This window comes from Amycolatopsis mediterranei (assembly GCF_026017845.1).
GTDB lineage: Bacteria > Actinomycetota > Actinomycetes > Mycobacteriales > Pseudonocardiaceae > Amycolatopsis > Amycolatopsis mediterranei.
Genome location: NZ_CP100416.1, coordinates 8,608,464 through 8,630,927, shown reverse-complemented (window position 1 = coordinate 8,630,927; position 22,464 = coordinate 8,608,464). Strand labels below are relative to the sequence as shown.

Below are 22,464 nucleotides of genomic sequence, written 5' to 3'. Positions count from 1 at the left end.
GTACTCAGTCCTGGTAGGAAAGCTTCGCCAATTCCTCGTCGAAGTCGAACCAGTCGCTCTCGCTGCCGGCCGGGATGACGTCGTAGGTGCGGTCGAGGAAGGCCGCGATCTCCTTGGCGGGCGCTTCGAGCACCGCGGCGCCGTCGGGGGAGCTCAGCTCCACGAGGACCAGTGCGGGGTCGCCGGCGGGCCCGATCCGCACGTCGCCGTCGCCGCAGCGGGCGAGCAGGCCGTCGGCGAGCAGGTCGCGGCCGAAGAGCCACCGGACCGCGCTCGGGCCGGCGTGCAGCACCACGGCGACCGCGTACGGGTCGAGGGTGTCGTACTCCAGCTCGGCCGGCACCGGTCGCGGTCCGGCCCCGAAGGTGCGGAGCGCGAAGTCGATGCGGGCGGTGATCACGGTGTTCGGGTCGGCCATGGTGGCCCCTTTGCTACTCGTCGGTGGGGTTCGCTCTCGTTCCAGGGATAACCCATGGTGAGTTCAACGCCCAGCGATCCGAAAAACTTTCACACGCGAGGGTGATCAAGAAGTGTCCGAGGTCACCTTCCGCGTGGCCGAAAGGGCAGCTTCCTCACTCATGGTGAGCGTTCGTCACAGCTCCTGAACGAGCTTTCGGAGCCGCGCCGCCGCCGGATGGGTCCCGGCGCCGGAGTTGCGCCTTCCGGGTGGGAAGGGTCACCGCACACCAGTCCGGTCCACCCTCCGGCGGCGAACCCTGCACGGGAAGCGGGATGACGTGGAGGGTGCCGGCATGGCTGAGCGTGGGCGGTTGCGACTGCAACCGGATGAGGCGCAGGCGCTCGCGCCGAGCGCCGAAGAACTGCTCCGGCGGGTGGCGGCGGGCGATGAGACGGCGTTCGCGTCGCTCTACGACCTCGTCGCCGGTCCGGTGCTCGGCCTGGCGACGCGCGTGCTGCGCAGTCACGCGCAGGCCGAAGAAGTGGCGCAGGAGGTGCTGGTGGAGGTGTGGCGCAAGGCGACGAGGTACGAGCCGGAGCGCGGCAGTGCGCTGTCGTGGGTGCTGACCATCGCCCACCGCCGGGCCGTCGACCGCGTGCGCTCGCACCAGGCCGGCGTCGACCGGGAGGAGCGGGCCGGCCTGATGGACGTGCGACGGCCGTTCGACGAGGTGACCGAGTCCACTTTGGCCGGTCTGGAGCAGCAGCGGGTGCGGCAGTGCCTGGCCGCGCTGACCGAGCTGCAGCGCGAGTCGATCGTGCTGGCCTACTACAACGGCTACACCTACCCCGAGGTCGCCGAGGTGCTGAAGGTCGCGCCCGGCACCGTCAAGACCCGTATCCGCGACGGCCTGATCCGGCTGCGCGACTGCCTGGGGGTGGACCGATGACCGCCGAGCTGCACATGCTGACCGGGGCGTACGCCCTGGACGCGGTGTCCGATGTGGACCGCGCCGAATTCGAACGCCACCTCGGCGAATGCGCGGCCTGCCAGGAGGAGGTCGCGGAGCTGCGGGCGACCGGTGCGCGGCTCGCCGTGGCCGCCGCGGTGGCCACGCCGCCGGAGCTGAAGCCGGTGGTGCTGGCCGAGGTGGCCCGCACCCGGCAGCTGCCGCCGAAACTGCCGGTCGTCCGCCGGCTGAGCCGGGCCAAGACCTGGCAGCTGCGCATCTCGCTGTTCGGTGCGGCCGCCGCGGCCGTGGTGGCGGTCGTGCTCGGCGTCGCCAGGACGCCCGCGCCCGTCGACTCGGTGCTGGGTGCGCCGGACGCGTCCGCGATCCAGGGAGCCGGCCAGGGGCACGCGACGCTCGTCGTCTCGCGCAGCCGGAACCAGGCCGTGCTGCTCGCCTCGGACCTGCCCGCGCTCGACGCCGGGCACGTCTACCAGGTGTGGCTGATCGGCAGCCGCGGCGCGCGGTCGGCCGGGCTGATGACGTCCGAGGCGTCGCAGCGGATGCTCGTGGCCGAGCTGCCGTCCGACGTCGACCGGATCGGGATCACCGTCGAACCCGCCGGCGGTTCGGCCGGCCCGACGACCCCCGCCGTCACCAGGATTTCCCTTGTCTAGCGGGCGCTCGCTGCGCCGTTGGCGGGCCGCCCTGCTCGGGGTGCTGGCGCTCGTGGCGGCCTTGGCGGCGGGGCACCTCGTGGCCGGGTTCGTCGGCGTCAACGCTTCGCCGTACCTGGCGGTCGGCAACGGCGCCATCGACTTGACCCCGGTGTGGCTCAAGGACTTCGCGGTCCGCACCTTCGGCACCTACGACAAGCTGGTGCTGCTGTCCGGGATGGCGGTGGCCATGGTGGCCGTGGCGGCGGTGGCCGGCCTGCTGTCCCGGCGCACGCCGGTGCCGGGGCTGGTGGTGATCACCGGGGTCGGGCTGGTCGGCCTCGTCGCGGTGTACGCGCGGCCCGACCTCGACGTGGTCGCGCTGCTCGCGCCGCTGGCAAGCCTGGTCGCCGGGGTGGCGACGTTCGCCTTCCTGCACCGGCTGGCCCGCCGCGAAGCCGTCTCGGACGCCTCGCGCCGGACGGTGCTGCTGGCGGGCGCCGGTGTCGTCGTCGGGGCCGGGGTCGCGGGCCTCGGCGGGCAGCTGCTCGCCGGCAGCCGGGACGCGACGTCGTCGCGCGAAGCGGTCGGGCGGCTCGTCCCGGCCCGGACCGCGCCGATGATCCCGGCCGACGCCGACTTCGCGAAGCTCGGCACCCCGCCGTTCCTGACGTCCAACACCCGCTTCTACCGGGTCGACACCGCGTTGAGCGTGCCGCAGGTGCGGACCGAGGACTGGAGCCTGCGGCTGCACGGGATGGTCGACCGCGAAATCCGGTACCGCTACGCCGACATCCGCAACCGGCCGCTGGTGGAACGCACGATCACGATGACCTGCGTCTCGAACGAGGTCGGCGGCACCTACGTGTCCACCGCGAACTTCGTCGGCGTCGACCTGGCCGACCTGCTCGACGAGGCCGGCGTGCGGCCCGGCGCCGAGCAGCTCTTTTCGTCCAGTGTGGACGGTTGGACCTCCGGCAGCCCGGTCGCCGCGGCGCTGGACCGGACGCGCGGGGCCATGCTCGCCATCGGCATGAACGGCGAGCCGCTGCCGATCGAGCACGGTTTCCCGGCCCGGCTCGTCATTCCCGGGTTGTACGGCTACGTGTCGGCCACGAAATGGGTGACCGACCTCGAAGTCACCACCTGGGGAGCGCGGCAGGCGTATTGGCTGAAACGCGGTTGGGGCCGGGAAGCGCCGATCAAGACGGAATCGCGGATCGACACGCCCAAGGGGTTTGAAACCGTTTCTTCGGGGAAGGTCCGCGTCGCCGGGATCGCCTGGGCCCAGCACACCGGGATCACGAAGGTCGAGCTGCGCATGGACAACGGCCCGTGGCGCGAAGCCATGCTGTCGCACGAAGTCAACGTGCGCACCTGGCGCATGTGGTGGCTCGAGTTCGACGTCGCACCCGGCGGGCACCAGGTCGTCTGCCGCGCGACCGACAAAAGCGGGTACACGCAGACCGAAATGCGGGCCGGAACCGTCCCCGACGGCGCCACCGGGTGGCACAGCATCGCCTTCACGGCCCGGTGACCCGGATCACCCGAATGGGGGCAATCCGCTTTCTCCACAGTTCCGAATCAAGGGTAAGAAGCAGTTCTCAGCCGCTTTATGGGAGTGATTTTTGTGACCAAGCTCCGTGTCGCCGGTATCGGCGTCGCCGCCGTCGCCGCCCTTTCGCTGACCGCGTGCAGCGGTAGCGACACCGCTTCGTCGGGCAGTTCCAGCAGCTCGATGGCGCCGTCGTCCTCGGTGCCCGCGCCGTCGTCCAGCATGGCTTCCGGTGCCGCCAACGGCGTGACCACCAACGCCGACGTCTTCGGCCCGGCGTGTTCGCAGCTGCCGCAGGGGTCCTCGCCCGGTTCGCTGGACTCGATGGGCCCGCAGCCGGTCGCCTCGGCCGCGTCGACCAACCCGCTGCTGACCAAGCTGGTGGCGGCCGTCAAGGCCACCAACCTGGTCGACACGCTCAACAGCCAGGAGGCCATCACGGTCTTCGCGCCGGCCGACCCGGCGTTCGCCGCGCTGGGCGACGCCAAGTTCAACGAGCTGGCCGGCAAGCCCGCCGAGCTGGCGCCGATCCTGCAGTACCACGTCGTCGGCAAGCGCTACGACGCCAAGGGCCTCGCCACCGCGGGTTCGGTCGACACCCTGAACACCGCCGGTGGTCCGGTGAAGATCGAGGGCTCGGGCGACAACATGACGGTCAACGGCGCGAAGATCCTGTGCGGCAACATCCCCACCAAGAACGCCACGGTCTTCGTCATCGACAAGGTGCTGACGCCGGGCACCAACAAGTAGGTCAGGAATTGCGGCCCAGCGCCGGGCCGAGGCGTTCCGCGATGTCGGTGAGGATCTGCACGTAGTCTTCGTGTTCGAAGGTGAACGGCAGGGCGAAAGCCACCTCGTCGATCTCGCGGAACGCCTTGTGCGCGTGCAGCCGCTCGGCGATTTCCGCGGACGTGCCGACGAAGTCGGGGGAGAACAGCGTCCGCGCCGGACCCTGCGGTTCGGCGGTGCGGGGCAGGCGCTTTTCGGCGTAGGCCTCGTACTTCGCCCGCTGGTGCGGCGTCGCGCTGTCGGTCGGGATCACGACCAGGCCCTGCGAGATGCGGCCGGCGGGGTGGTGCTCGCGGAACGCCCGGATGTGCGAGAGCTGGATTTCGGCGAAGTCCGTGCTCTCGCCTTCGGCCTTGACCACGCTGCTGGTCAGGAAGTTCATCCGGTGCTCGCCCGCCCACTGCGCCGAGCGCAGGCTCGCGCCGCCGTACCAGAGGCGGTCGCCGAGCCCGGGCGACTGCGGCTGGACCCGGTCGGAGAACACCTCGAACCCTTGGGTGCCGCTGAACCCGGTGGCCGGTTCGCCGCGCACGAACCCGAGCAGCCGTTCCACCCGGTCGTAGGAGAAGTCCTCGGCGTCGGCGGTGTCGGGGTAGAGGGCGTCCTTGACGTCGTCCCAGCGCATCGGCGGCCCCACGCTGAGGCCCGGGTTGAGCCGCCCGCCGGAGAGCAGGTCGACGGTGGCGAGGTCCTCGGCCAGCCGCAGCGGGTTCTCCCAGCCGAGCGGGATCACGGCGGTGCCGAGCTCGATCCGGCTGGTCCGCTGCGACGCGGCGGCCAGCACGGCGACCGGCGACGAGATGCCGTACTGCAGGTGCCGGTGGCGTACCCAGGCGCTGTCGAACCCGAGCCGTTCGCCCAGCTCGATGATCTCCAGCGTCGACTCGTGGCCCCGGCGCGGGTCGGCCGCGTCGAACAGGCCGATGGTCAGGAAGCCGAGCTTCCGCAGTGGTCGTGACACGGTGCCGATTCTGCCCCCGCGCACGCCGGGGTCCCACCTGGTGGACTACTGCGTCCGCAGCCGGTCCAGGCCGTCGAGGATGACGTCGAGGCCGAATTCGAACTCGGCCTGGTCGTCGCACCAGCCCAGCGTCGAGTGCGGGTCGTCGTGGGCGATCTCGCTGAGCATCCCCACCAGGTTCGGCAGCTGCCAGACCAGGTCCACCGGCACGTCGGCCGACTCGCCGGCGCTGGGGTCGAACAGCTCCTGGCTGAACCCGAGCGCGCGGCTGCCGAGGGCGTGCAGCGCGTGGTGCACCAGGTCGTAGGAGAACCCGCCGTTGCGCATCAACCCGACCAGCGCGTCGAAGTAGCGCAGGACCTCGGTGCTCGTCGACGACCGCGTCTCGAACAGTCCCGGCGCCCAGCGGTGCCGGAGGAACACCTGCCGCGCGGCCAGGATCCGCTCCCGCACCGCCGTCTTCCAGTCCGGGCCCGCCTCGATGCGGCCGACGGCCTCGTTGATCTCGCCGGCCACGACGTCGACGATGCCGTCGAGCACGTCTTCCTTCTTGGCCACGTGGTAGTAGAGCGACATCGCCTCGGCACCGAGCTCTTCGGCGAGGCGGCGCATCGTCAGCGCCCGCAGCCCGTGTTCGTCGGCGAGGCCGACTGCCGCGCGCAGAACGCGCTCGCGGCTCAGGGGCATCCGCGCGTCGGTCGTCACCCACAAGATCGTACAAGGTAAGGCGCGGTTGACGTTCTTACATTGTACGGCGTACCTTACAACGTACGACTTACGGCGTAAGAGCAGCGGGAGGCAACGATGAAAGCCCTGGTCCAGCACGTGTACGGTGCGGCTTCGAGCCTGGTCCTCGAAGACGTGCCGGAGCCCGTCCCCGGCGAAGGTGAGGTCCTGGTCCGGGTGCGCGCGACATCGGTCAACCCGTACGACTGGCACTTCATGAGAGGCGAGCCGTACGTGGCCCGCCTGATGACCGGGGGCTTCGGCCTCCGCCGTCCACCGGTGGGCGTCCTCGGGTGTGACCTGGCCGGCCGGGTCGAGACGGCCGGGACGAGGTTCGCACCCGGCGACGACGTCTACGCGCTCCTGCCGCGGGGTGCGCACGCCGAGTACGTCTGCGTGCGCGAGGACCTGCTGGCACCGATGCCGGCGAACCTCACGCACGAGCAGGCGGCGGCGATGCCGATGGCGGCGGTGACGGCGCTGGTGGCCTTGCGGGGTGTCGAAGCCGGGCAGCGGGTGCTGGTCAACGGCGCTTCCGGCGGCGTCGGCACGTTCGCTGTCCAGCTGGCGAAGGCGCTCGGTGCCCAGGTCGATGCGGTGTGCGGCGCGGCCAACGCCGAGATGGTGCGCTCACTCGGGGCCGGCCACGTCTTCGACTACCGGGCGGAGGACTTCACCCGCAGCGGCCGTGGCTACGACGTGGTGCTGGACATCGCGGGCAGCCGTTCGGTATTCGCCTGCCGGCGGGTGCTCGCCCGCGACGGCACGTTCGTCGCCGTCGGCGGCCCGGCGGGGCGCTGGGTCCAGCCCGCCGGGCACGTCTTCTCCGCCCTGGCCTCCGGGCCATTGGCGCGAAGGCGCGTGGTCTTGGCGGACGCCGTGGCCTGCGCCGACAAGGCGGCGGCCCTCGGCGAGCTGGCAGGCATGGTGGAGCGCGGCGCGGTCACGCCGGTGATCGACCGGAGCTACCCGTTCGACGACCTGCGTGAGGCGTTCGCCTACCAGGAAGCGGGACACGCCAGGGGAAAGGTGGTGGTGACCATCGGCGCGCCTGCTTGAGCGATGGGGTCGTCTCGTTGGGGGCGGGTCGGCGGCTCGATGAATGGCGGCGGAGACGAGCCGGCCGGTGATGGGGAGGACCTGATGCTTTGTCGAGGGGCCGGCGTGAGGGGTTCGAGCCAGTGCCGCACGCTTCCCGAGCCGAGCCGAGCCGAGCCGAGCCGAGCCGAGCCGAGCCGAGCCGAGCCGAGCCGAGCCGAGCCGAGCCGAGCCGGGCCGAGCCGGGCCGAGCCGGGCCGAGCTGGGCCGAGCTGGGCCGGGCCGGGCCGGGCCGAGCCGAGCCGAGCCGAGCCGAGCCGAGCCGAGCCGAGCCGAACCCAGCCCAGGGCGGGCCGGGCCGAGCCGAGCCGAGCCCAGCCCAGGGCGGGCCGAGCCGGGCCGGGCCGGGCCGAGCCGAGCCCAGCCCAGGGCGAGCCGGGCCGAGCCGGGCCGAGCCCAGTCCAGCCCAGGGCGAGCCGGGCCGAGCCCAGTCCAGCCCAGGCGAGCCGGGCCGAGCCGAGCCCAGCCCAGGCGAGCTGGGCCGAGCGGAGCCCAACCCAACCCGGCGGCGGGCCGGGCCGCTGCCGAGCGGGGTTCCCCACCGCGCCGGGCAAGCTCAGCCTGGCGCAGTGCAGCCGAGCGCAGCCCAGACCAGCGGCGGCCCGGGCCGCCGCTGCAGCCGAGGGAGCCTCACCGGGCCAGCCCTGGCCAGCCCAGCCCCGGCGCTGCTTCGATCTCAGCCCTGGCAAAGTCCCTTGCCCAGCTCCGGGCCCCAGTCCCGATCCTGGCCTGCTCGGCCCTGGCCCTGGCCACGGCTCCAGTTGGTGGCGGCGGCGAAGGCCCAGAAGCTGGCTGCTTCGAGCCGATGCCGCGTCCGAGTGCGATACCGGGTAGCCGGTGCAGCAATCCGAGCCACACCGGCCCCCGGATAACCTCGCCTAACCGTTGTGCGGGCAGTTGCCGCGGTAGTCCGAAATGGACAGGCTGGTGCTCGGGATCGGGCAGAGGAACTGTTCGTAGCGGGTGTCGTTGTCGATGAACCGCTTGAGCCACGACAGGGTGTACTTCGCAATCGTCGTGTTCGGCGAGTTCGGCGCGAAGTGGCTGGCCCCACGCAACTCCAGGTACGCGCGGTCCAAAGTAGACGGGAGGCTGGTGTAGAACGGGATCGAGTGCGACGCCACCGGCGCGACGGTGTCCGATTGCGCCCCGACGACGAGCGTCGGCACCTGCAGCGTCGACCAGTTCTTCGTCAGGTCCCAGGCGGTCAGGGGCACCGCGGCCTGCAGCGTCGGCCGTGACCGCGCCGCTTCGAGGGTGCCGCCGCCACCCATGGAGTGCCCGACGACGCCGAGCCGGGTGCTGTCGATGCGCGACCGCACCGAGCTCTGCTGGGTCAGGTAGTCCAGCGAGGCCAGCAACTGCCTGCCGCGGCTGTCGGGCTGGTCGCTCGTGGTCAGCGTGTCGATGGTGAACACCACGAAGCCCTGCGACGCCAGGCGCGGGCCCAGCCAGGCGATGCTCGACTGGGTCGCGGTGAAGCCGGGCGCGATGGAGAGGGCGCCGAACGTGCCGGCGGTCGTGGTCGTCGGGTAGTAGATGGTGCCGCCGCCGAAGCCGGAGACGGCCAGCCGCGACACCGTCACGGTGCTCGTCGCGAACGAGCCGCTGGTGGCTTCGATGCTGGCGGTGGTGGGGTCGGGACCCCGCTCGTAGGGGTTCGCGGCGGCGGGCGCCGGCGCGGCGACCCCGGTGGTCAGCGCCAGCGCGGCCAGGACCACGCCGGCGGCCTTGGCGCGCCACCCACGGAGGCGGGGAATTTTCTCACTCGAGCCGGACGACGTCGGCTGGCTGGTGAGTGCGGACATGGATCGCTCTCTTTCCCCGGGCAGGCGAAAGCGCGCCCGGACACAGACGGGCGGATCGGCAGAACTGGTGCACGGCAACGGAAAGGAGTGCCGCGGGCGGGTGCGGGGTAACCGCTTTCCCGTCGCCTATGAAACACCTTGGGGAAATGTTCCACATCCTCCGAACGGGGGAGTGGTCTGACGAACTGTGCGGTCGCTCAGTGAACGCGGACCGGCTCCAGGGCCCCGCGCACCAGGGTGTCCACCAGTGTCGTCGCGACGGTCAGGTCCACCGACCGGGCGGCCAGGACGTCGGAGTAGAGGAACGACTCGCCGAGCCGGACGACCGCGAACGCCAGGTCCGGCAGGCCGACCAGCGGAGCCAGCCCGGCGGCGTCGGCGTCGGCCCGGAACAGCTCGACGTGCGCGTCGACCAGCCCGGGCTGGACGGCGCCGCGCGGGTCGGTCAGCACGCGCAAGGCGACCGCCGACTCCGCCTCGATCAGCTTGCGCATCCCGTCGCTGCCGGCGACCTCGCGGCGGTACTCCTCCATGACCCACAGGCAGCGCAGCCGGCCTTCCGGCGTGCGGACCGCGTCGCCGTGCCCGGCGCGCCAGCCGTCGAGCGCGCGCTGCCAGGTCCGGTCGGACAGCAGCCGCAGCCCGGCGCCCATGAGGTCGTCGCGGTTGCCGACGCGCCGGAAGAACGTGGTGCGCGAAATCCCGAGCTCGGCCGCCATCCGGCCGAGGTCGAGGCGGGTCCCGGCCATCAGCAGCCGGGCCGCGTGCCGGACGATGTCGTCGGTCGAGACGGTCACCGGCCCACCCTAGCTTCGGCGCCCCGGAGGTCACGGCTTCTTTCGGGGGTTCCGGGTGGCGGAAGCCCCGGGCCCGGGGTGAAGCCCCGGAGGTCACGGCTTGTTTCGGGGGTTCCGGGTGGCGGAAGCCCCGGGCCCGGGGCGAAGCCCCGGATGTCACTGTCCGCAGGTGGCCGCCGGTTACCTTGAAGTGTGCGGTGCCCCTTCGGTTAGCGTGGATTCGTGCGCGTAGACATTTGGTCCGATCTGGTCTGTCCCTGGTGCTATCTCGGCAAACGCCGCTTCGAGCGGGCGGTGGCCGAAGCCGGCGTCGACGTCGAGGTGGTGCACCACTCGTTCCAGCTCGATCCGTCGTTCCCGCGCGGTACTTCCAAGCCGACCCGCGAGGTGCTGGCCGAGAAGTACGGCCGGACACTCGAAGAAGCGGACGCGATGGAAGCCCAGATGGAGGAGCGCGCGGCCGCCGACGGCCTCGAGTACCACCTTGACGGCGTCCACATGGGCAACACGGTCGACGGCCACCGCCTGGTCCACCTCGCGCAGGAGCGCGGAGTGGCCGACGCCGTCATCGACCGGTTCTACCGAGCGCACTTCACCGAGCGCCGCTCGCTGTTCGACCACGAGTCCCTGGTGGAGCTGGCGGCCGAAGCGGGTTTGGACGCCGACGAGGCGCGAGCCGTGCTCGAGTCCGACGCGTACGAAGCAGAAGTGGCGTCGGACGGCGAGCAGGCCCGCGCCCTTGGCGCGTCCGGCGTCCCGTTCTTCGTGATCGACGAGCGGTACGGCGTGTCGGGAGCCCAGTCGCCGGAGGTGTTCGCGCAGGTGCTGAGGCGAGTCAGCGACGGCGCCGCCGCCGGGTGAACCGCGACCGGTCGGTGGCCACCCCGGCCAGGTGCAGGGCAACGCACAGCAGCCCGGCGGTGGTGAGCGTCCCGGTGGTGATCACCGGGCCCAGCCCGAACCCGGCCAGCTCCATGAGCAGGGCGAGCCCGAAGAGCACGGCGGCGAGAATGGCGAGCATGACGGCCTCGTTTCCGTGGGTGCGTCCGAATGGTCCACACCACTGCGACGTTCGCGGTGCCGGAGATCCCGGCTTGGTGGCCGGTAATTCCCCCGCCCCGCCCGCCTGAAACGACCTTTCGTGCGCATCTCGTCCCAACGCGCCGCGCCTCAACCCGCCTCGCTCCCGACCAACCCCGCACTCGCCCCGCCCGGTCGCAACCCCCGCCGGCTCGTGACCCCGCCGGCTCGTGACCCCCGCCCGCTCGCGACCCCGGCGCGGCCCTCGCCCCGTCCGCCATTCGACTCGCGTGCCCACCCGATCGGCGCGCCCCGGTTGGAAAGCCGCCCCGCAGGCCTCGTTCCGGCCGGATGTCGCGTACCCACCCGGTCGGCTGGCGTACCCAGAGGGTCGGTTCGCGTACCTGGAGGGTCGGTTGGCGTGAGCGAAGGGGCATCACTCGTGATTGGAGGGCGACACGCGTGATTGGCAGGGCATCACGCTGATGCCCGCTCAATCACGGGTGATGCCCCTCGAGACACGAGAGATGCCTGTCCGGACACGGGTGATGTCCTCAGGCGCGATGACCGGCGGCCGAAAGCCCCGGGCCGCGGGGGCGCCCCCCGTTTTCCACGCTACCGGAGGGCACCGACAGTTTCGGGTCAAGCCGGGGGTGGGGCGGTGCTCGAACGGATGACCAGCTCCGTCGGGAGCAGGACCGGTTCGCCGGCTTCGGCGCCCGTCTCGATTTCGGTCAACAGGGCCTCCACCGCGTGGCGGCCCACCGCCTCGAAGGACTGGCGGATCGTCGTCAACGGAGGCCAGAAGTGGGCCGACTCCTCCATGTCGTCGAAGCCGACCACGCTCACTTCGGACGGCACACCGCGACCAGTCTCGTGCAACGCGCGCAGCAGACCCAGCGCCATCTGGTCGTTCGCCGCGAAGACCGCCGTCACCGTCGGGTCCGCGGCCAGCCTCAAGCCCGCCTGGTAGCCCGACTCCGGTGACCAGTCGCCGACCACGACCGGGGGTACCGGGCGGCCCGCCCGCTCCAATGTGGCCTGCCACGACTTTCGGCGGCGCTCCGCCGAATACGACTGCGGCGGGCCCGCGATGTGCCAGACCGTCGAGTGCCCCAGCGAAAGCAGGTGGCTGGTCGCCCTCGCCGCTCCGTCGGCCTGGTCGTTGTCCACCACCGGGTAGTCGTAGCGGGCGCTGGAATCGATCACCACCACCGGGAGCCCGTGCGGCAGTTCGATCTCGCTTTGGTCGAGCTGGTGCTGCTCGATCAGGATGATCACGCCGTCGACGGCCTGCTCGTTGAGCGTGCTGAACGCTCCCGTCACCTCGCCCTGGGTCGGGCGCGTCACCGGCATCAAGATGATCGAGAACCCCTCCGGGACGACCGCGGCCGCGATGGCGTCGAGCGTGCGGCTGTTGCCGAACGTCGGTAGCGCCGAAATGATCACGCCGATGCTGCGGAACTGGCCGTTGCGCAGGGCGCGGGCGGCGCTGTTCGGCCGGTAGCCGACCCGGCGCATCGCGGCCAGGACCCGCTCGCGCGTGGCGTCGTCCACATTGGTCTTGCCGTTCGCGACGCGCGAGACCGTCTGGCCCGACACGCCCGCCTCGCGGGCCACGTCCGCCATCGACGGCCCCCGGCGCCGGGTGGCGTGGCCGGATGCGGACGAGGTCGCTGTCTGGCGCGGCACGGTCACTCCTTGGTGTCCTGGACATGTTTACGTCAACAAGTTACTCTGCGGCCGTCCATGTTGACGTAAACATCACGCCGGGTCCATAGCCCGGCCGCATGACCACTCGGAGAGACGATGACGTCCACAGCGGCTCCGCCCGCCCCGGTGCCGGCACGCCGGGCGCCCGCGGCCCGCCGGCCGCGGCGGAAATGGCGGGGCTGGCTCTTCGTCGCCCCCTTCATGCTGGTGTTCGCGCTGACCTTCGTCGCGCCGGTCGTGTACGCGTTCGTGCTCAGCCTCTTCCGCGACCAGGCCTTCTTCGGCGGCACCGTGTTCGTCGGCGCCGACAACTACGTCCAGGTCTTCGGCGACCCGAAGTTCTGGGAGGCCTTCCGGCGCGTGCTGGTGTTCCTCGCCGTGCAGGTGCCGATCATGCTGGTGCTCGCGCTGATCGCGGCGCTGGCGATCGACAGCGCCCGGCTGCACGGCGCCGGGTTCTTCCGGATCGTGATCTTCCTGCCGTACGCGGTCCCCGCCGTGGTCGCCGCGCTGATGTGGGGCTTCATCTACGGTGACCACTTCGGACTCGCCGCCGACCTGAACCACCTGCTGGGCACCGCGGTCAAGCCGTTGTCGCCGAGCTGGCTGCTGACGTCGATCGGCAACATCGTCACGTGGGAGTTCGTGGGCTACAACATGCTCATCTTCTACTCCGCGCTGAAGGTGATCCCCAAGGAACTGTTCGAGGCGGCCGCGATCGACGGCGCCGGGACGTTCCGCACGATCGTGTCGGTCAAGCTCCCCGCGATCCGGGGCGCCATCGTGGTCGCGACGATCTTCTCGATCATCGGCAGCTTCCAGCTGTTCAACGAGCCGAACATCATGCGCAACCTGGTGCCGAACACGATCGGCACCTTCTACACGCCGAACATGTACGCCTACAACCTTTCCTTCAACGGGCAGCAGTACAACTACTCCGCCACCGTCGCGATCGTGATGGGCGTGATCACCGCGGTCATCGCCTACGTCGTGCAGCTGCGCGGCTCCCGGAAGGAGATGTGACGTGGCCACGTTCTCGGTGACCCAACCCCGCAAGTCGCGTGTCCTCACCGGCTTCATGGCGCTCTACCTGCTCTACACCCTGGTTCCGCTGGTGTGGCTGGTGATCAACGCGAGCAAGACCCAGCCGGCCCTGTTCTCGACGTCGGGGCTGTCCTTCGGCGGCACGTTCGCGCTGTTCGACAACATCGGCCAGACGTTCACCTACAACGGCGGGATCTTCTTCCGCTGGCTCGGGAACACCCTGCTGTACGTGGTGGTCGGGGCCGGTGGCGCGACGATCCTCGCCACGGCCGCGGGCTACGGGCTGGCCAAGTACCGCTTCCCCGGCCGCCGCGCGGTGTTCGCCGTCGTCCTCGGGGCCGTGGCCGTGCCGCCGACGGCGCTGGCCGTGCCGACGTTCCTGATGTTCAGCAAGCTCGGGCTGACCAACACGCCGCTGGCGGTCATCATCCCGTCGCTGATCAGCCCGTTCGGCCTGTACCTGATCTGGGTCTACGCCGCCGACGCCATCCCCGACGAGCTGCTGGAGGCGGCGCGGATCGACGGTGCCGGGGAGATCCGGATCTTCCTCACCGTCACGCTGCGCCAGCTGGTCCCCGGGATCATCACCGTCACGCTGTTCACGATGGTGCAGACGTGGAACAACTACTTCCTGCCGCTGATCATGCTCAGCGAGCCGAAGTGGTACCCGCTGACCGTCGGGCTCAACCAGTGGAGCGCCCAGGCCAACGGCGCCGGCGCCCAGCCGATCTTCAACCTGGTCCTCACCGGGTCGTTGCTCACGATCATCCCCCTAGTCGTCGCTTTCCTGCTCATGCAACGGTTCTGGCAATCGGGCCTGAGCGCCGGCAGCGTCAAGCAGTAGCAGCGTCGTCAGTAAAACCCGCCGTCACACCGCTGTGAAGGGACACTCGATGTCAAGATTCCGCACCCGCGCCAAGGCGGCTGCCGCCGTGGCGCTGGCCGCCGCACTGGCGGTCGGCTGCTCGTCCGGGGGCTCGTCGTCCGCGCCCGCCGCCGCCACCGGCACCCAGGACTCCGTCGACGCCGCGCTCAAGGCCGGCGGGGAGATCACCTACTGGAGCTGGACCCCGTCCGCCAAGGACCAGGTGGCCGCGTTCGAGAAGGAATACCCGAACGTCAAGGTCAACTACGTCAACGCGGGCACCAACAAGGACGAGTACACCAAGCTGCAGAACGCGATCAAGGCCGGCTCGGGAGCCCCCGACGTCGCCCAGATCGAGTACTACGCCCTCCCGCAGTTCGCGCTGACCGATTCACTGGCCGACCTCAACCAGTTCGGCTTCGGCTCGTTCGAAAAGGACTACAGCGCCTCGACGTGGGCGCAGGTGAAGAACGGCAACGGGGTCTACGGCCTCCCGCAGGACTCCGGCCCGATGGCGCTGTTCTACAACAAGGAGGTCTTCGACAAGAACGGCATCGCCGTGCCGAAGACCTGGGCCGAGTACATCGAAGCGGCGAAGAAGCTGCACACCGCCGACCCCACCAAGTACATGACCTCGGACACCGGTGACCCCGGGGCCGTGCTGAGCATGATCTGGCAGGCCGGCGGGCGCCCGTTCGCCGTCGACGGCAAGAACGTGAAGGTCAACTTCGGCGACGCGGGCACCAAGAAGTGGACCGCGCTGTGGGACCAGATGATCCAGGGCAAGCTGCTCGCCCCGGTCAAGGAGTGGTCCGACGACTGGTTCCGCGCCCTCGGTGACGGCACCGTCTCGTCCCTGGTCACCGGCGCCTGGATGCCGGGCAACTTCATCTCGTCCGTGCCCGGTGCCTCCGGCAAGTGGGCCGTCGCGCCGATGCCGACCTACGACGGCAAGCCGGTGACGGCGGAGAACGGCGGCAGCGCGCAGTCCGTGGTCAAGCAGAGCAAGAACGCGCCGCTGGCCGCGGCCTTCGTGCGCTGGCTCAACCACGGCGGCGGCGTCCAGCCGTTCATCAAGAGCGGCGGCTTCCCGTCCACCACGGCCGACCTGACCTCGCCGGCGTTCGTCGACCAGGAGGTGCCGTACTTCGGTGGCCAGAAGATCAACCAGGTGCTGACGCAGGCGTCGAAGGACGTCGCGCCGGGCTGGAGCTACCTGCCGTACCAGACCTACGCCAACAGCGTCTTCAGCGACACCGCGGGCAAGGCCTACCTGAACGGCACCGGCCTCGACGCCGGGCTGGCGGCCTGGCAACAGGCCATCGTCGACTACGGCAACCAGCAGGGCTTCACGGTCAGCGCGGGATGACCGTCCACATCGAAGGCGACGCGGGCCAGGTCATCGGCCCGGTCCCGCGTCGCCTCTTCGGCTCGTTCGTCGAGCACATGGGCCGGTCCGTCTACACCGGACTGTACGAGCCCGGTCACTCCACTTCGGACGATCGCGGCTTCCGCGGCGACGTGCTGGAGCTGGTCCGGGAACTCGGGCCCACCGTGCTCCGCTACCCCGGTGGCAACTTCGTCTCCGGCTACCGCTGGGAAGACGGCGTCGGACCGGCCGAAACCCGGCCGGTCCGGTTGGACCCGGCGTGGCACAGCGTGGAACCCAACCGCTTCGGCCTGCACGAATTCGTCGCGTGGGCCGAAGCCGCGGGTGCCGAGGTGATGTACGCCGTCAACCTCGGCACCCGCGGCATCCAGGAAGCGGCCGACGTCCTGGAGTACTGCAACCACGCCGGCGGCACGGAACTGAGCGAGCGGCGGCGCGCGAACGGCGCCGACCGCCCGTTCGGGTTCAAGCTGTGGTGCCTCGGCAACGAGATGGACGGCCCGTGGCAGATCGGCCACAAGACGGCCGACGAATACGGCCGCCTCGCTGCGGAAACCGCCCGGCTCATGCGGATGATCGACCCGGGTGTCGAGCTGGTCGTCGCGGGCAGCTCGCACGCCGACATGCCGACGTTCGGCTCGTGGGAGCGCACGGTGCTGCGCCACACCGCGGAGCTGGTCGACCACATCTCGCTGCACGCCTACTACCAGGAGCTGCACGGCGACACCGACAGCTACCTGGCCAGCGCGGCCGCGCTGGACCAGTACATCGCCACGACGGCCGGGGTCATCGACGAAACGCTCGACGAGCTGGGGCTCGACAAGAAGATCGGGATCAGCGTCGACGAGTGGAACGTCTGGGACCTGCGCCGCTGGAACGAGGTCGACCAGGCGAAGCTCGCCGCGGGCGGCTGGCGGGAGCACCCGCGGATCATCGAGGACACCTACACCGTCACCGACGCGGTCGTCGTCGGCTCGCTGCTGAGCTCCCTGCTGCGCAACGTCGACCGCGTCACCATGGCGAACCAGGCCCAGCTGGTGAACGTCATCGCGCCGATCCGCTCCGAGCCCGGCGGCCCGGCCTGGCGGCAGACGACGTTCCACCCGTTCCGGCAGGTCGCCGCGCTTGCGGGCGGGGCGAGCCTGCGCCTGAGCGTCGAAGGCGCGCGGCTGCGCACCGCGCAGCACGGCGAAGTCGACCTCGTGGACGCCGCCGCGACGGTCGAGGACTCCGGGCGCGGCGCGGTGTTCCTGACCAACCGCGCCACGGCGTCCGCGACCGAAGTCCGGATCCGCCTGCGCGGCGCCCGGTTCGGCGTCTACGCCGCCGAAACGCTGACCACACCCGACGGCGAGACCCGCCACACCGTGAACACCGCCGACGCACAACCGGTCCGGCCGGTGCCGCTACCCGGCACGGTCACGACGTCCGATCCCGGGGGGACCACCATCACCGTGACACTGCCACCGCTGTCCTGGACCGTGCTCCAGCTGACCCCGCAGGCGGCCCCGAATGCCTGAGTTCGCCATCGGGGAGCACGACTTCCTGCTCGACGGGCGCCCGTTCCGCATCCTGTCCGGCGCCCTGCACTACTTCCGGGTGCACCCGGACCTGTGGGCCGACCGGATCGACAAGGCCCGGCGGATGGGGCTCAACACCATCGAGACGTACGTGGCGTGGAACGCGCACGCCCCCGAACCCGGCACGTTCGACCTGTCGGGCGGCCTCGACCTCGACCGCTTCCTGCGGCTCGTGGCCGATGCCGGGATGTACGCGATCGTGCGGCCCGGCCCGTACATCTGCGCCGAGTGGGACAACGGCGGGCTGCCCGCGTGGCTGTTCCGCGACCCGTCGGTCGGGGTGCGCCGGTACGAGCCGAAGTACCTGGACGCCGTCCGCGAGTACCTCACGAAGGTGTACGAGGTCGTCGTCCCGCACCAGATCGACCGCGGCGGGCCGGTGCTGCTGGTCCAGGTGGAAAACGAATATGGGGCGTTCGGCGACGACAAGCGCTACCTGAAAGCGCTTGCCGAGCACACGCGCGAAGCCGGCGTCACCGTGCCACTGACCACAGTGGACCAGCCGACGCCGGAGATGCTGGAAGCGGGCAGCCTCGACGGGCTGCACCGCACCGCGTCGTTCGGGTCCGGCGCCGAGGCGCGGCTGGCGATCCTGCGCGCGCACCAGCCGACCGGGCCGCTGATGTGCAGCGAGTTCTGGAACGGCTGGTTCGACCACTGGGGCGCGCACCACCACACGACCTCGGCCGCGGACTCGGCGGCGGAGCTCGACGCGCTGCTCGCCGCGGGCGCGTCGGTCAACCTCTACATGTTCCACGGCGGCACCAACTTCGGCCTCACCAACGGCGCCAACGACAAGGGCGTCTACCAGCCGCTGATCACCTCCTACGACTACGACGCGCCGCTGGACGAAGCCGGCGACCCGACGCCGAAGTACCACGCCTTCCGGGACGTGATCGCCCGCTACCACAAGGTGCCCGACACGGTCCCGCCGCCGGCGCGGCCCGCGCCGACGCCGTCCGGGGTGCTCGGCGACCCGGTCCGGCTGCTCGACGCGCCGGAACGCTGGGGCACCTGGGAGTTCCACGAGGAACTGCCCGCGTTCGACGACCTGACGCCGATGCCGCAGCTCGCGCTGCTGCGCTGTGCCGTCGAGGGGGACCGGTCCGGGGTGCTGACCTTCGGCGAGGTCCGCGACCGCGCCACGGTGTTCTTCGACGGCGACCTGGTGGGCACGCTCAGCCGGGACCACCACGAGCGCGCGATCCCGCTGCCGCGTGGCCGCGGCGAGCTGCTGGTGCTGGTCGAGGACCAGGGCCGCGTCGACTACGGCCCGCGCATCGGCGAGGCGAAGGGCATCATCGGCGGGGCGTCGCTGCAGGGCGAGCCGCTGGCCGGCTGGGACGTGCTGCCGCTCGACCTGGCCGCGCTGCCCGCGCTGCGGCCGCCCGCGCCGGAGTCCGTGACGGGTGCGGTGGCCGGGCCGGTGGTGCTGCGCACCGAGATCGACCTCGACGAGCCTGCCGACCTCTTCCTCGACACCGGGGAGTGGGGCAAGGGCGTTGCGTGGCTCAACGGCTTCGCGCTCGGCCGGTACTGGCGGCGGGGGCCGCAACGGACGTTGTACGTGCCGCGCCCGGTGGTCCGGGCCGGTGCCAACGAACTCGTCGTGCTCGAACTCGGCACGATGCTCGACCCCGCGGCCCGGTTCGTGCCGCGGCCGCTGCTCGGCCACACCGAGGCCTGAGAAAGTCCCCACCGCACCGAAGGGCAGTTTCGACGATGAACCTGCGGCGTTTGCTCACCGTCCTTTGTGTACCGATCGTGGCGATCGGGCTGGCCGCCGCGCCCGCCGAGGCCGCCACCTCGGTCACCGTGAAGCCGGACCCGACCTACCGGCAGCAGCCGTTCGACGGGTGGGGCGCCAGCCTGGCGTGGATGGCCGAGGCGACCGGCGGCTACCCCGACGCGGTCCGGAACAAGCTGGCGGACCTGGTGTTCGGCCCCGACGGGCTGAACCTGAACATCGCCCGGTTCAACGTCGGCGGCGGCAACGCCCCCGACGTCCCGGCGTACCTGCGTCCGGGCGCGGCGGTCCCGGGCTGGTGGAAGGCGCCGGCCGGCACCACCCGCGCCGACAAGGACTGGTGGACGCCCGGCGACGCCGCCGAGTTCGACCCGAAGGCCGACCCGAACCAGCGCTGGTGGCTCGACAAGATCAAGAACCGGGTCACGAAGTGGGAGGCGTTCAGCAACTCGCCGCCGTACTTCCAGACCGTGTCCGGGTACGTCTCGGGCGGCTTCAACGCCACCGACGAACAGCTGCGCTCCGACAAGATCGGCGACTTCACCGCGTACCTGACGCAGGTCGTGCGGACCCTCGAACGCGCGCACGGCATCAAGTTCGCGTCGGTGAACCCGCTGAACGAGCCCAACACGAACTACTGGAAGACCGCGCTCGGAGCCGACGGCAACCCGACCGGCGGGCGGCAGGAAGGCGCGCACATCGGCCCGTCGGTCCAGTCGCAGCTGATCCCGGCGATGGCCGGAGCTCTGAAGGCGGCCGGCTCGCGGGCGATCGTCTCCGCGCCCGACGAGACCAACCCGGACATCTTCGCCGCGGACTGGGCCGGCTGGTCGGCCGACGCCCGCGCGGCGGCGGGCCGGCTCAACGTGCACACCTACGGCACCGGCAACCGGCCGGTCCCGCGCGATCTGGCCAAGGGCGGCGGCAAGCCGTTGTGGATGAGCGAGGTCGGCGGCAGCTGGCTGGACCGGCAGGACTTCACGGACATGGACCCCGGCCTCGGGATGGCCAAGCAGATCACCGACGACCTGCGGCTGCTCGAGCCGAGCGCGTGGGTCAGCTGGCAGCCGATCGAGGACTACAACAACATGAAGCCGGGCGGGGAGTCCGCGGCCGGGATGAACTGGGGCGAGATCCAGGTCCCGTTCGACTGCCCGAAGAACGCCACGCTGCAGACCTGCCAGATCAAGACGAACACGAAGTTCAACACCATGCGCAACTTCACCCACTACATCAAGCCGGGTGACCGGCTGGTCGGGGTGAACGACACCGCGTCGACGGCCGCGATGCGCGGCGAGGACCTGGCGACAGTCGTGCACACCAACGCGGACACCACCGATCAGGACGTCACGCTGGACCTGTCCGGTTTCCGGAACGTCCGGCCCGGCGCTTCGGTGACGCCGGTCGTCACCGACGTCACCGGGGCGCTGAAGCGGGGCAAGCCGGTGCGGGTGACCGCGGGCAAGGCGACGCTGCGGGTGCCGGCGCGTTCGGTGACGAGCTTCCTCGTCGACGGCGTCTCCTCGACGGCGCCCGGCACGGGCCTCGGCTCGGGCCGGCCGGTCACCTTCACCGGCGTGCAGAGCGGCAAGTCGCTGTCGGCGGAGAACGGCTCGCTGGTCCAGCGCACGACGGACGCTTCGGCGACGGCGCAGCGCTGGACGCTCACCGACCGCACGGGCCGCTACGGCAACCGCGACCGGTTCACCATCACCAACACCGGCACGGGCCAGGTGCTCGCCACGGCAGGCGGCGCGGTGACCCTGGCCGCGGCGGGACCGTGCGACCCGGCGGCGCAGTGGACACTGTCCACCACCGGTGACGGCACCTGGACGTTCGTCAACGCGGCGACCGGGCAGCTGCTCGACGTCACGGGCGAGTCCCGTGCGGACGGCGCCCGGATCGGCCTGTACAAGCCGACCAACGGGCCCAACCAGCGCCGGCAGGCCATCGCCGGCTGACGACCGGCCCAAGCGCCCCAAGGTGGCCTTGGTTGCGTTGAACGCACCCAATGTGGCCTTCGGTGCGTTCAACGCACCGAAGGCCACATTGGGGCGCTCTGGTCAGGCGGGCTTGAGCGGGTCGTGGCCGATCGACATGAGCCGGTGCCGCCAGTGGGCCTCGCCGGCGGTGGGTTCCAGGTCGTCGCGGCGCTCGGAGTGCACCCGGTCGACCACCTTGCGCATCACGTCCGCGTCGCGGTCGTCCACGTCGGACCGCCGCTTGCGCAGGACGCCCAGCACCTGGTGGCCCGTCGGCGGGCCCGCCTCGTCGGGGAGCGGCTCGGCCTCCGGGCCCGCGTCGCGGGTGCGCAGCCAGTCCTCCAGCTCGCGCGAGGTCATGTTCACCACCCGGTGGAACTCCGCCCACAGTTCGTCGTCAACAGCGGGATTGTCCATTGTCCCGGGCTACCCGGCGCGGCCGACGTCAAACCGCCGCCGGTGGCCGGTAGAATTCCTCCGGACCCGTTGAAACGCCAGCGGTGGTCTCTGTTGACGCTGCTGGCGAGCTCATCCCGTGCTCGCCGCTTGACGCATGGGAGGGGTGGGCCTTGCCGACCACTGGCGACGGCATGGCGGAGCGGGTCGACGAGCTGAACGCCGTGCTGGCCGATCTCGTCGGGGTCCTCGAATCGATGTCCGACACGCCCGGGCTGCTCGACGCGGTCTGCGGCGAGGCGGTCCGGGTGGTCCCGGACGCGGACCTGGCCAGCATCCTGGTCGTCCGCGACGGGGTGACCCAGACCGCGGCTTTCACCGACGAGCGAGCCCGGCGCATCGACGACGTCCAGTACGCGGCGGGCGACGGTCCCGGCCTGCTCGCGGCGCTGACGGGCGAAGTCGTGCGGGTGGCGGTCGCGGAGACGGGCGATCAGTGGCCCGAATTCGTGGCCGCGGCCAAGGAACTCGGCGTGGGCAGCTACCTGGCGGTCCCGCTGCGGGTGGACGACACCCTGGTGGGCGCGATCACGCTGTTCGGTTTCGAGACCCACGGCTACCACGAGTTCGACACGAAGGTGTTGCGGCTGTTCACGTTGTGCGTGGAGACGGTGCTGCGGCTGACCCGCCGCTACCGGGAGGCTAGAAGACTCGCCGACGAGCTGCGCAACGCGATGGAGACGCGCGCGGTGATCGAGCAGGCCAAGGGCATGCTGATGCTGATCCACCGGGTCAACGAGGACGCGGCGATGCACCGGCTGATCGTGGAGTCCCAGCACACGAACATCAAGCTGCGCGACGTCGCGGCCCGCTTCACGAAGCGGATGAGCTCGGCGGACGGCGGCTCGGCGCGGCACTGAAGGTCACGGGCACGGCCGGGCGGCCGTGCCCGTGGTCTCGGCCGCCCGGACGCTGGAGGGTGCTGAAC

The 22,464-nt window shown here is 71.0% G+C and carries 21 protein-coding genes; 13 read left to right on the top strand and 8 right to left on the bottom strand.

The window, feature by feature from the left end; translation table 11 throughout:
* Nucleotides 1-4: 4 nt before the first annotated feature.
* Nucleotides 5-418 (bottom strand): SsgA family sporulation/cell division regulator, encoded by a 414-nt coding sequence (locus tag ISP_RS38815; protein WP_013229257.1) that lies wholly within the window; start codon nt 416-418, stop codon nt 5-7.
* Nucleotides 419-752: 334 nt separating this feature from the next.
* Here ISP_RS38815 and sigK point away from each other — a divergent pair, with 334 nt between their 5' ends.
* The 4 genes from sigK (at nt 753) to ISP_RS38795 (ending at nt 4,310) form a co-directional block, all read left to right on the top strand.
* A complete protein-coding gene (sigK, locus tag ISP_RS38810; RefSeq protein WP_014467638.1) occupies nt 753-1,349 on the top strand; it encodes an ECF RNA polymerase sigma factor SigK in 597 nt (198 codons plus the stop codon).
* Nucleotides 1,346-2,026 carry an anti-sigma factor gene (locus ISP_RS38805; protein WP_013229255.1) on the top strand — a complete coding sequence of 227 codons (681 nt, stop codon included), beginning with the start codon at nt 1,346-1,348 and terminating at the stop codon, nt 2,024-2,026. Before sigK ends, ISP_RS38805 begins: the two co-directional genes overlap by 4 nt.
* Nucleotides 2,027-2,066: 40 nt before the next feature.
* Nucleotides 2,067-3,542, top strand: coding sequence for a molybdopterin-dependent oxidoreductase (locus ISP_RS38800; RefSeq protein ID WP_013229254.1), 1,476 nt, complete (start codon nt 2,067-2,069; stop codon nt 3,540-3,542).
* A gap of 93 nt (nt 3,543-3,635) precedes the next feature.
* Complete coding sequence (locus ISP_RS38795; RefSeq protein ID WP_013229253.1) at nt 3,636-4,310, top strand: fasciclin domain-containing protein; 675 nt, start codon at nt 3,636-3,638, stop codon at nt 4,308-4,310.
* A 1-nt stretch (nt 4,311) separates the two neighbouring features.
* Here the strand turns inward: ISP_RS38795 and ISP_RS38790 are convergent, their stop codons facing one another.
* Nucleotides 4,312-5,310 carry an LLM class flavin-dependent oxidoreductase gene (locus ISP_RS38790; RefSeq protein WP_034284494.1) on the bottom strand — a complete coding sequence of 333 codons (999 nt, stop codon included), beginning with the start codon at nt 5,308-5,310 and terminating at the stop codon, nt 4,312-4,314.
* A 45-nt stretch (nt 5,311-5,355) separates the two neighbouring features.
* Nucleotides 5,356-6,015 carry a TetR/AcrR family transcriptional regulator gene (locus tag ISP_RS38785; RefSeq protein WP_013229251.1) on the bottom strand — a complete coding sequence of 220 codons (660 nt, stop codon included), beginning with the start codon at nt 6,013-6,015 and terminating at the stop codon, nt 5,356-5,358.
* Between the two features lie 99 nt (nt 6,016-6,114).
* Here ISP_RS38785 and ISP_RS38780 point away from each other — a divergent pair, with 99 nt between their 5' ends.
* Entirely contained in the window at nt 6,115-7,095 is a 981-nt protein-coding gene (locus ISP_RS38780) for an NAD(P)-dependent alcohol dehydrogenase (protein WP_013229250.1), read from the top strand.
* Between the two features lie 917 nt (nt 7,096-8,012).
* Here ISP_RS38780 and bdeA read toward each other — a convergent pair.
* Together bdeA and ISP_RS38770 are read right to left on the bottom strand one after the other, a co-directional pair.
* Entirely contained in the window at nt 8,013-8,942 is a 930-nt protein-coding gene (gene bdeA, locus ISP_RS38775) for a bis(hydroxyethyl) terephthalate hydrolase (protein WP_013229249.1), read from the bottom strand.
* A gap of 197 nt (nt 8,943-9,139) precedes the next feature.
* On the bottom strand, nt 9,140-9,739 hold the full coding sequence (locus tag ISP_RS38770) for a QsdR family transcriptional regulator (protein WP_013229248.1): 600 nt from the start codon (nt 9,737-9,739) through the stop codon (nt 9,140-9,142).
* A 222-nt stretch (nt 9,740-9,961) separates the two neighbouring features.
* Here ISP_RS38770 and ISP_RS38765 point away from each other — a divergent pair, with 222 nt between their 5' ends.
* A complete protein-coding gene (locus ISP_RS38765) occupies nt 9,962-10,600 on the top strand; it encodes a DsbA family oxidoreductase (protein ID WP_176742128.1) in 639 nt (212 codons plus the stop codon).
* On the opposite strand, the gene ISP_RS38760 is transcribed toward ISP_RS38765, so the two are convergent.
* Both ISP_RS38760 and ISP_RS38755 read right to left on the bottom strand, forming a co-directional pair.
* On the bottom strand, nt 10,575-10,760 hold the full coding sequence (locus ISP_RS38760) for a hypothetical protein (RefSeq protein ID WP_013229246.1): 186 nt from the start codon (nt 10,758-10,760) through the stop codon (nt 10,575-10,577). The genes ISP_RS38765 and ISP_RS38760 overlap by 26 nt on opposite strands.
* Before the next feature lie 641 nt (nt 10,761-11,401).
* Nucleotides 11,402-12,457, bottom strand: a complete 1,056-nt coding sequence (locus ISP_RS38755; protein WP_013229245.1) for a LacI family DNA-binding transcriptional regulator — start codon at nt 12,455-12,457, stop codon at nt 11,402-11,404.
* Nucleotides 12,458-12,568: 111 nt separating this feature from the next.
* On the opposite strand from ISP_RS38755, the gene ISP_RS38750 reads away from it, so the two are divergent.
* From ISP_RS38750 to ISP_RS38725, 6 genes are all read left to right on the top strand, one after another.
* Nucleotides 12,569-13,495: a carbohydrate ABC transporter permease gene (locus ISP_RS38750; RefSeq protein WP_014467636.1), complete on the top strand. Its 927-nt coding sequence runs from the start codon at nt 12,569-12,571 to the stop codon at nt 13,493-13,495.
* Nucleotide 13,496: 1 nt separating this feature from the next.
* Nucleotides 13,497-14,360 (top strand): carbohydrate ABC transporter permease, encoded by an 864-nt coding sequence (locus ISP_RS38745; protein WP_013229243.1) that lies wholly within the window; start codon nt 13,497-13,499, stop codon nt 14,358-14,360.
* Between the two features lie 49 nt (nt 14,361-14,409).
* Entirely contained in the window at nt 14,410-15,750 is a 1,341-nt protein-coding gene (locus ISP_RS38740; RefSeq protein WP_049878184.1) for an ABC transporter substrate-binding protein, read from the top strand.
* Nucleotides 15,747-17,291 carry an arabinosylfuranosidase ArfA gene (gene arfA / locus ISP_RS38735; RefSeq protein ID WP_013229241.1) on the top strand — a complete coding sequence of 515 codons (1,545 nt, stop codon included), beginning with the start codon at nt 15,747-15,749 and terminating at the stop codon, nt 17,289-17,291. Before ISP_RS38740 ends, arfA begins: the two co-directional genes overlap by 4 nt.
* Entirely contained in the window at nt 17,284-19,038 is a 1,755-nt protein-coding gene (locus ISP_RS38730; protein WP_013229240.1) for a glycoside hydrolase family 35 protein, read from the top strand. Before arfA ends, ISP_RS38730 begins: the two co-directional genes overlap by 8 nt.
* Before the next feature lie 77 nt (nt 19,039-19,115).
* Nucleotides 19,116-21,059 (top strand): glycoside hydrolase, encoded by a 1,944-nt coding sequence (locus ISP_RS38725; protein ID WP_265049881.1) that lies wholly within the window; start codon nt 19,116-19,118, stop codon nt 21,057-21,059.
* A gap of 102 nt (nt 21,060-21,161) precedes the next feature.
* Here ISP_RS38725 and ISP_RS38720 read toward each other — a convergent pair whose 3' ends face one another.
* Nucleotides 21,162-21,497: a DUF3140 domain-containing protein gene (locus ISP_RS38720; RefSeq protein ID WP_013229238.1), complete on the bottom strand. Its 336-nt coding sequence runs from the start codon at nt 21,495-21,497 to the stop codon at nt 21,162-21,164.
* A 173-nt stretch (nt 21,498-21,670) separates the two neighbouring features.
* On the opposite strand from ISP_RS38720, the gene ISP_RS38715 reads away from it, so the two are divergent.
* A complete protein-coding gene (locus ISP_RS38715) occupies nt 21,671-22,396 on the top strand; it encodes an ANTAR domain-containing response regulator (RefSeq protein WP_014467635.1) in 726 nt (241 codons plus the stop codon).
* The last annotated feature ends 68 nt before the right edge of the window (nt 22,397-22,464 follow it).

Coding starts and splice junctions, on each gene's coding strand:
- bdeA (WP_013229249.1), bottom strand. CDS start 8,942: ATGTCCGCACTCACCAGCCAGCCGACGTCGTCCGGCTCGAGTGAGAAA.
- ISP_RS38750 (WP_014467636.1), top strand. CDS start 12,569: ATGACGTCCACAGCGGCTCCGCCCGCCCCGGTGCCGGCACGCCGGGCG.
- ISP_RS38815 (WP_013229257.1), bottom strand. CDS start 418: ATGGCCGACCCGAACACCGTGATCACCGCCCGCATCGACTTCGCGCTC.
- arfA (WP_013229241.1), top strand. CDS start 15,747: ATGACCGTCCACATCGAAGGCGACGCGGGCCAGGTCATCGGCCCGGTC.
- ISP_RS38805 (WP_013229255.1), top strand. CDS start 1,346: ATGACCGCCGAGCTGCACATGCTGACCGGGGCGTACGCCCTGGACGCG.
- sigK (WP_014467638.1), top strand. CDS start 753: ATGGCTGAGCGTGGGCGGTTGCGACTGCAACCGGATGAGGCGCAGGCG.
- ISP_RS38715 (WP_014467635.1), top strand. CDS start 21,671: ATGGCGGAGCGGGTCGACGAGCTGAACGCCGTGCTGGCCGATCTCGTC.
- ISP_RS38780 (WP_013229250.1), top strand. CDS start 6,115: ATGAAAGCCCTGGTCCAGCACGTGTACGGTGCGGCTTCGAGCCTGGTC.
- ISP_RS38720 (WP_013229238.1), bottom strand. CDS start 21,497: ATGGACAATCCCGCTGTTGACGACGAACTGTGGGCGGAGTTCCACCGG.
- ISP_RS38730 (WP_013229240.1), top strand. CDS start 17,284: ATGCCTGAGTTCGCCATCGGGGAGCACGACTTCCTGCTCGACGGGCGC.
- ISP_RS38760 (WP_013229246.1), bottom strand. CDS start 10,760: ATGCTCGCCATTCTCGCCGCCGTGCTCTTCGGGCTCGCCCTGCTCATG.
- ISP_RS38740 (WP_049878184.1), top strand. CDS start 14,410: ATGTCAAGATTCCGCACCCGCGCCAAGGCGGCTGCCGCCGTGGCGCTG.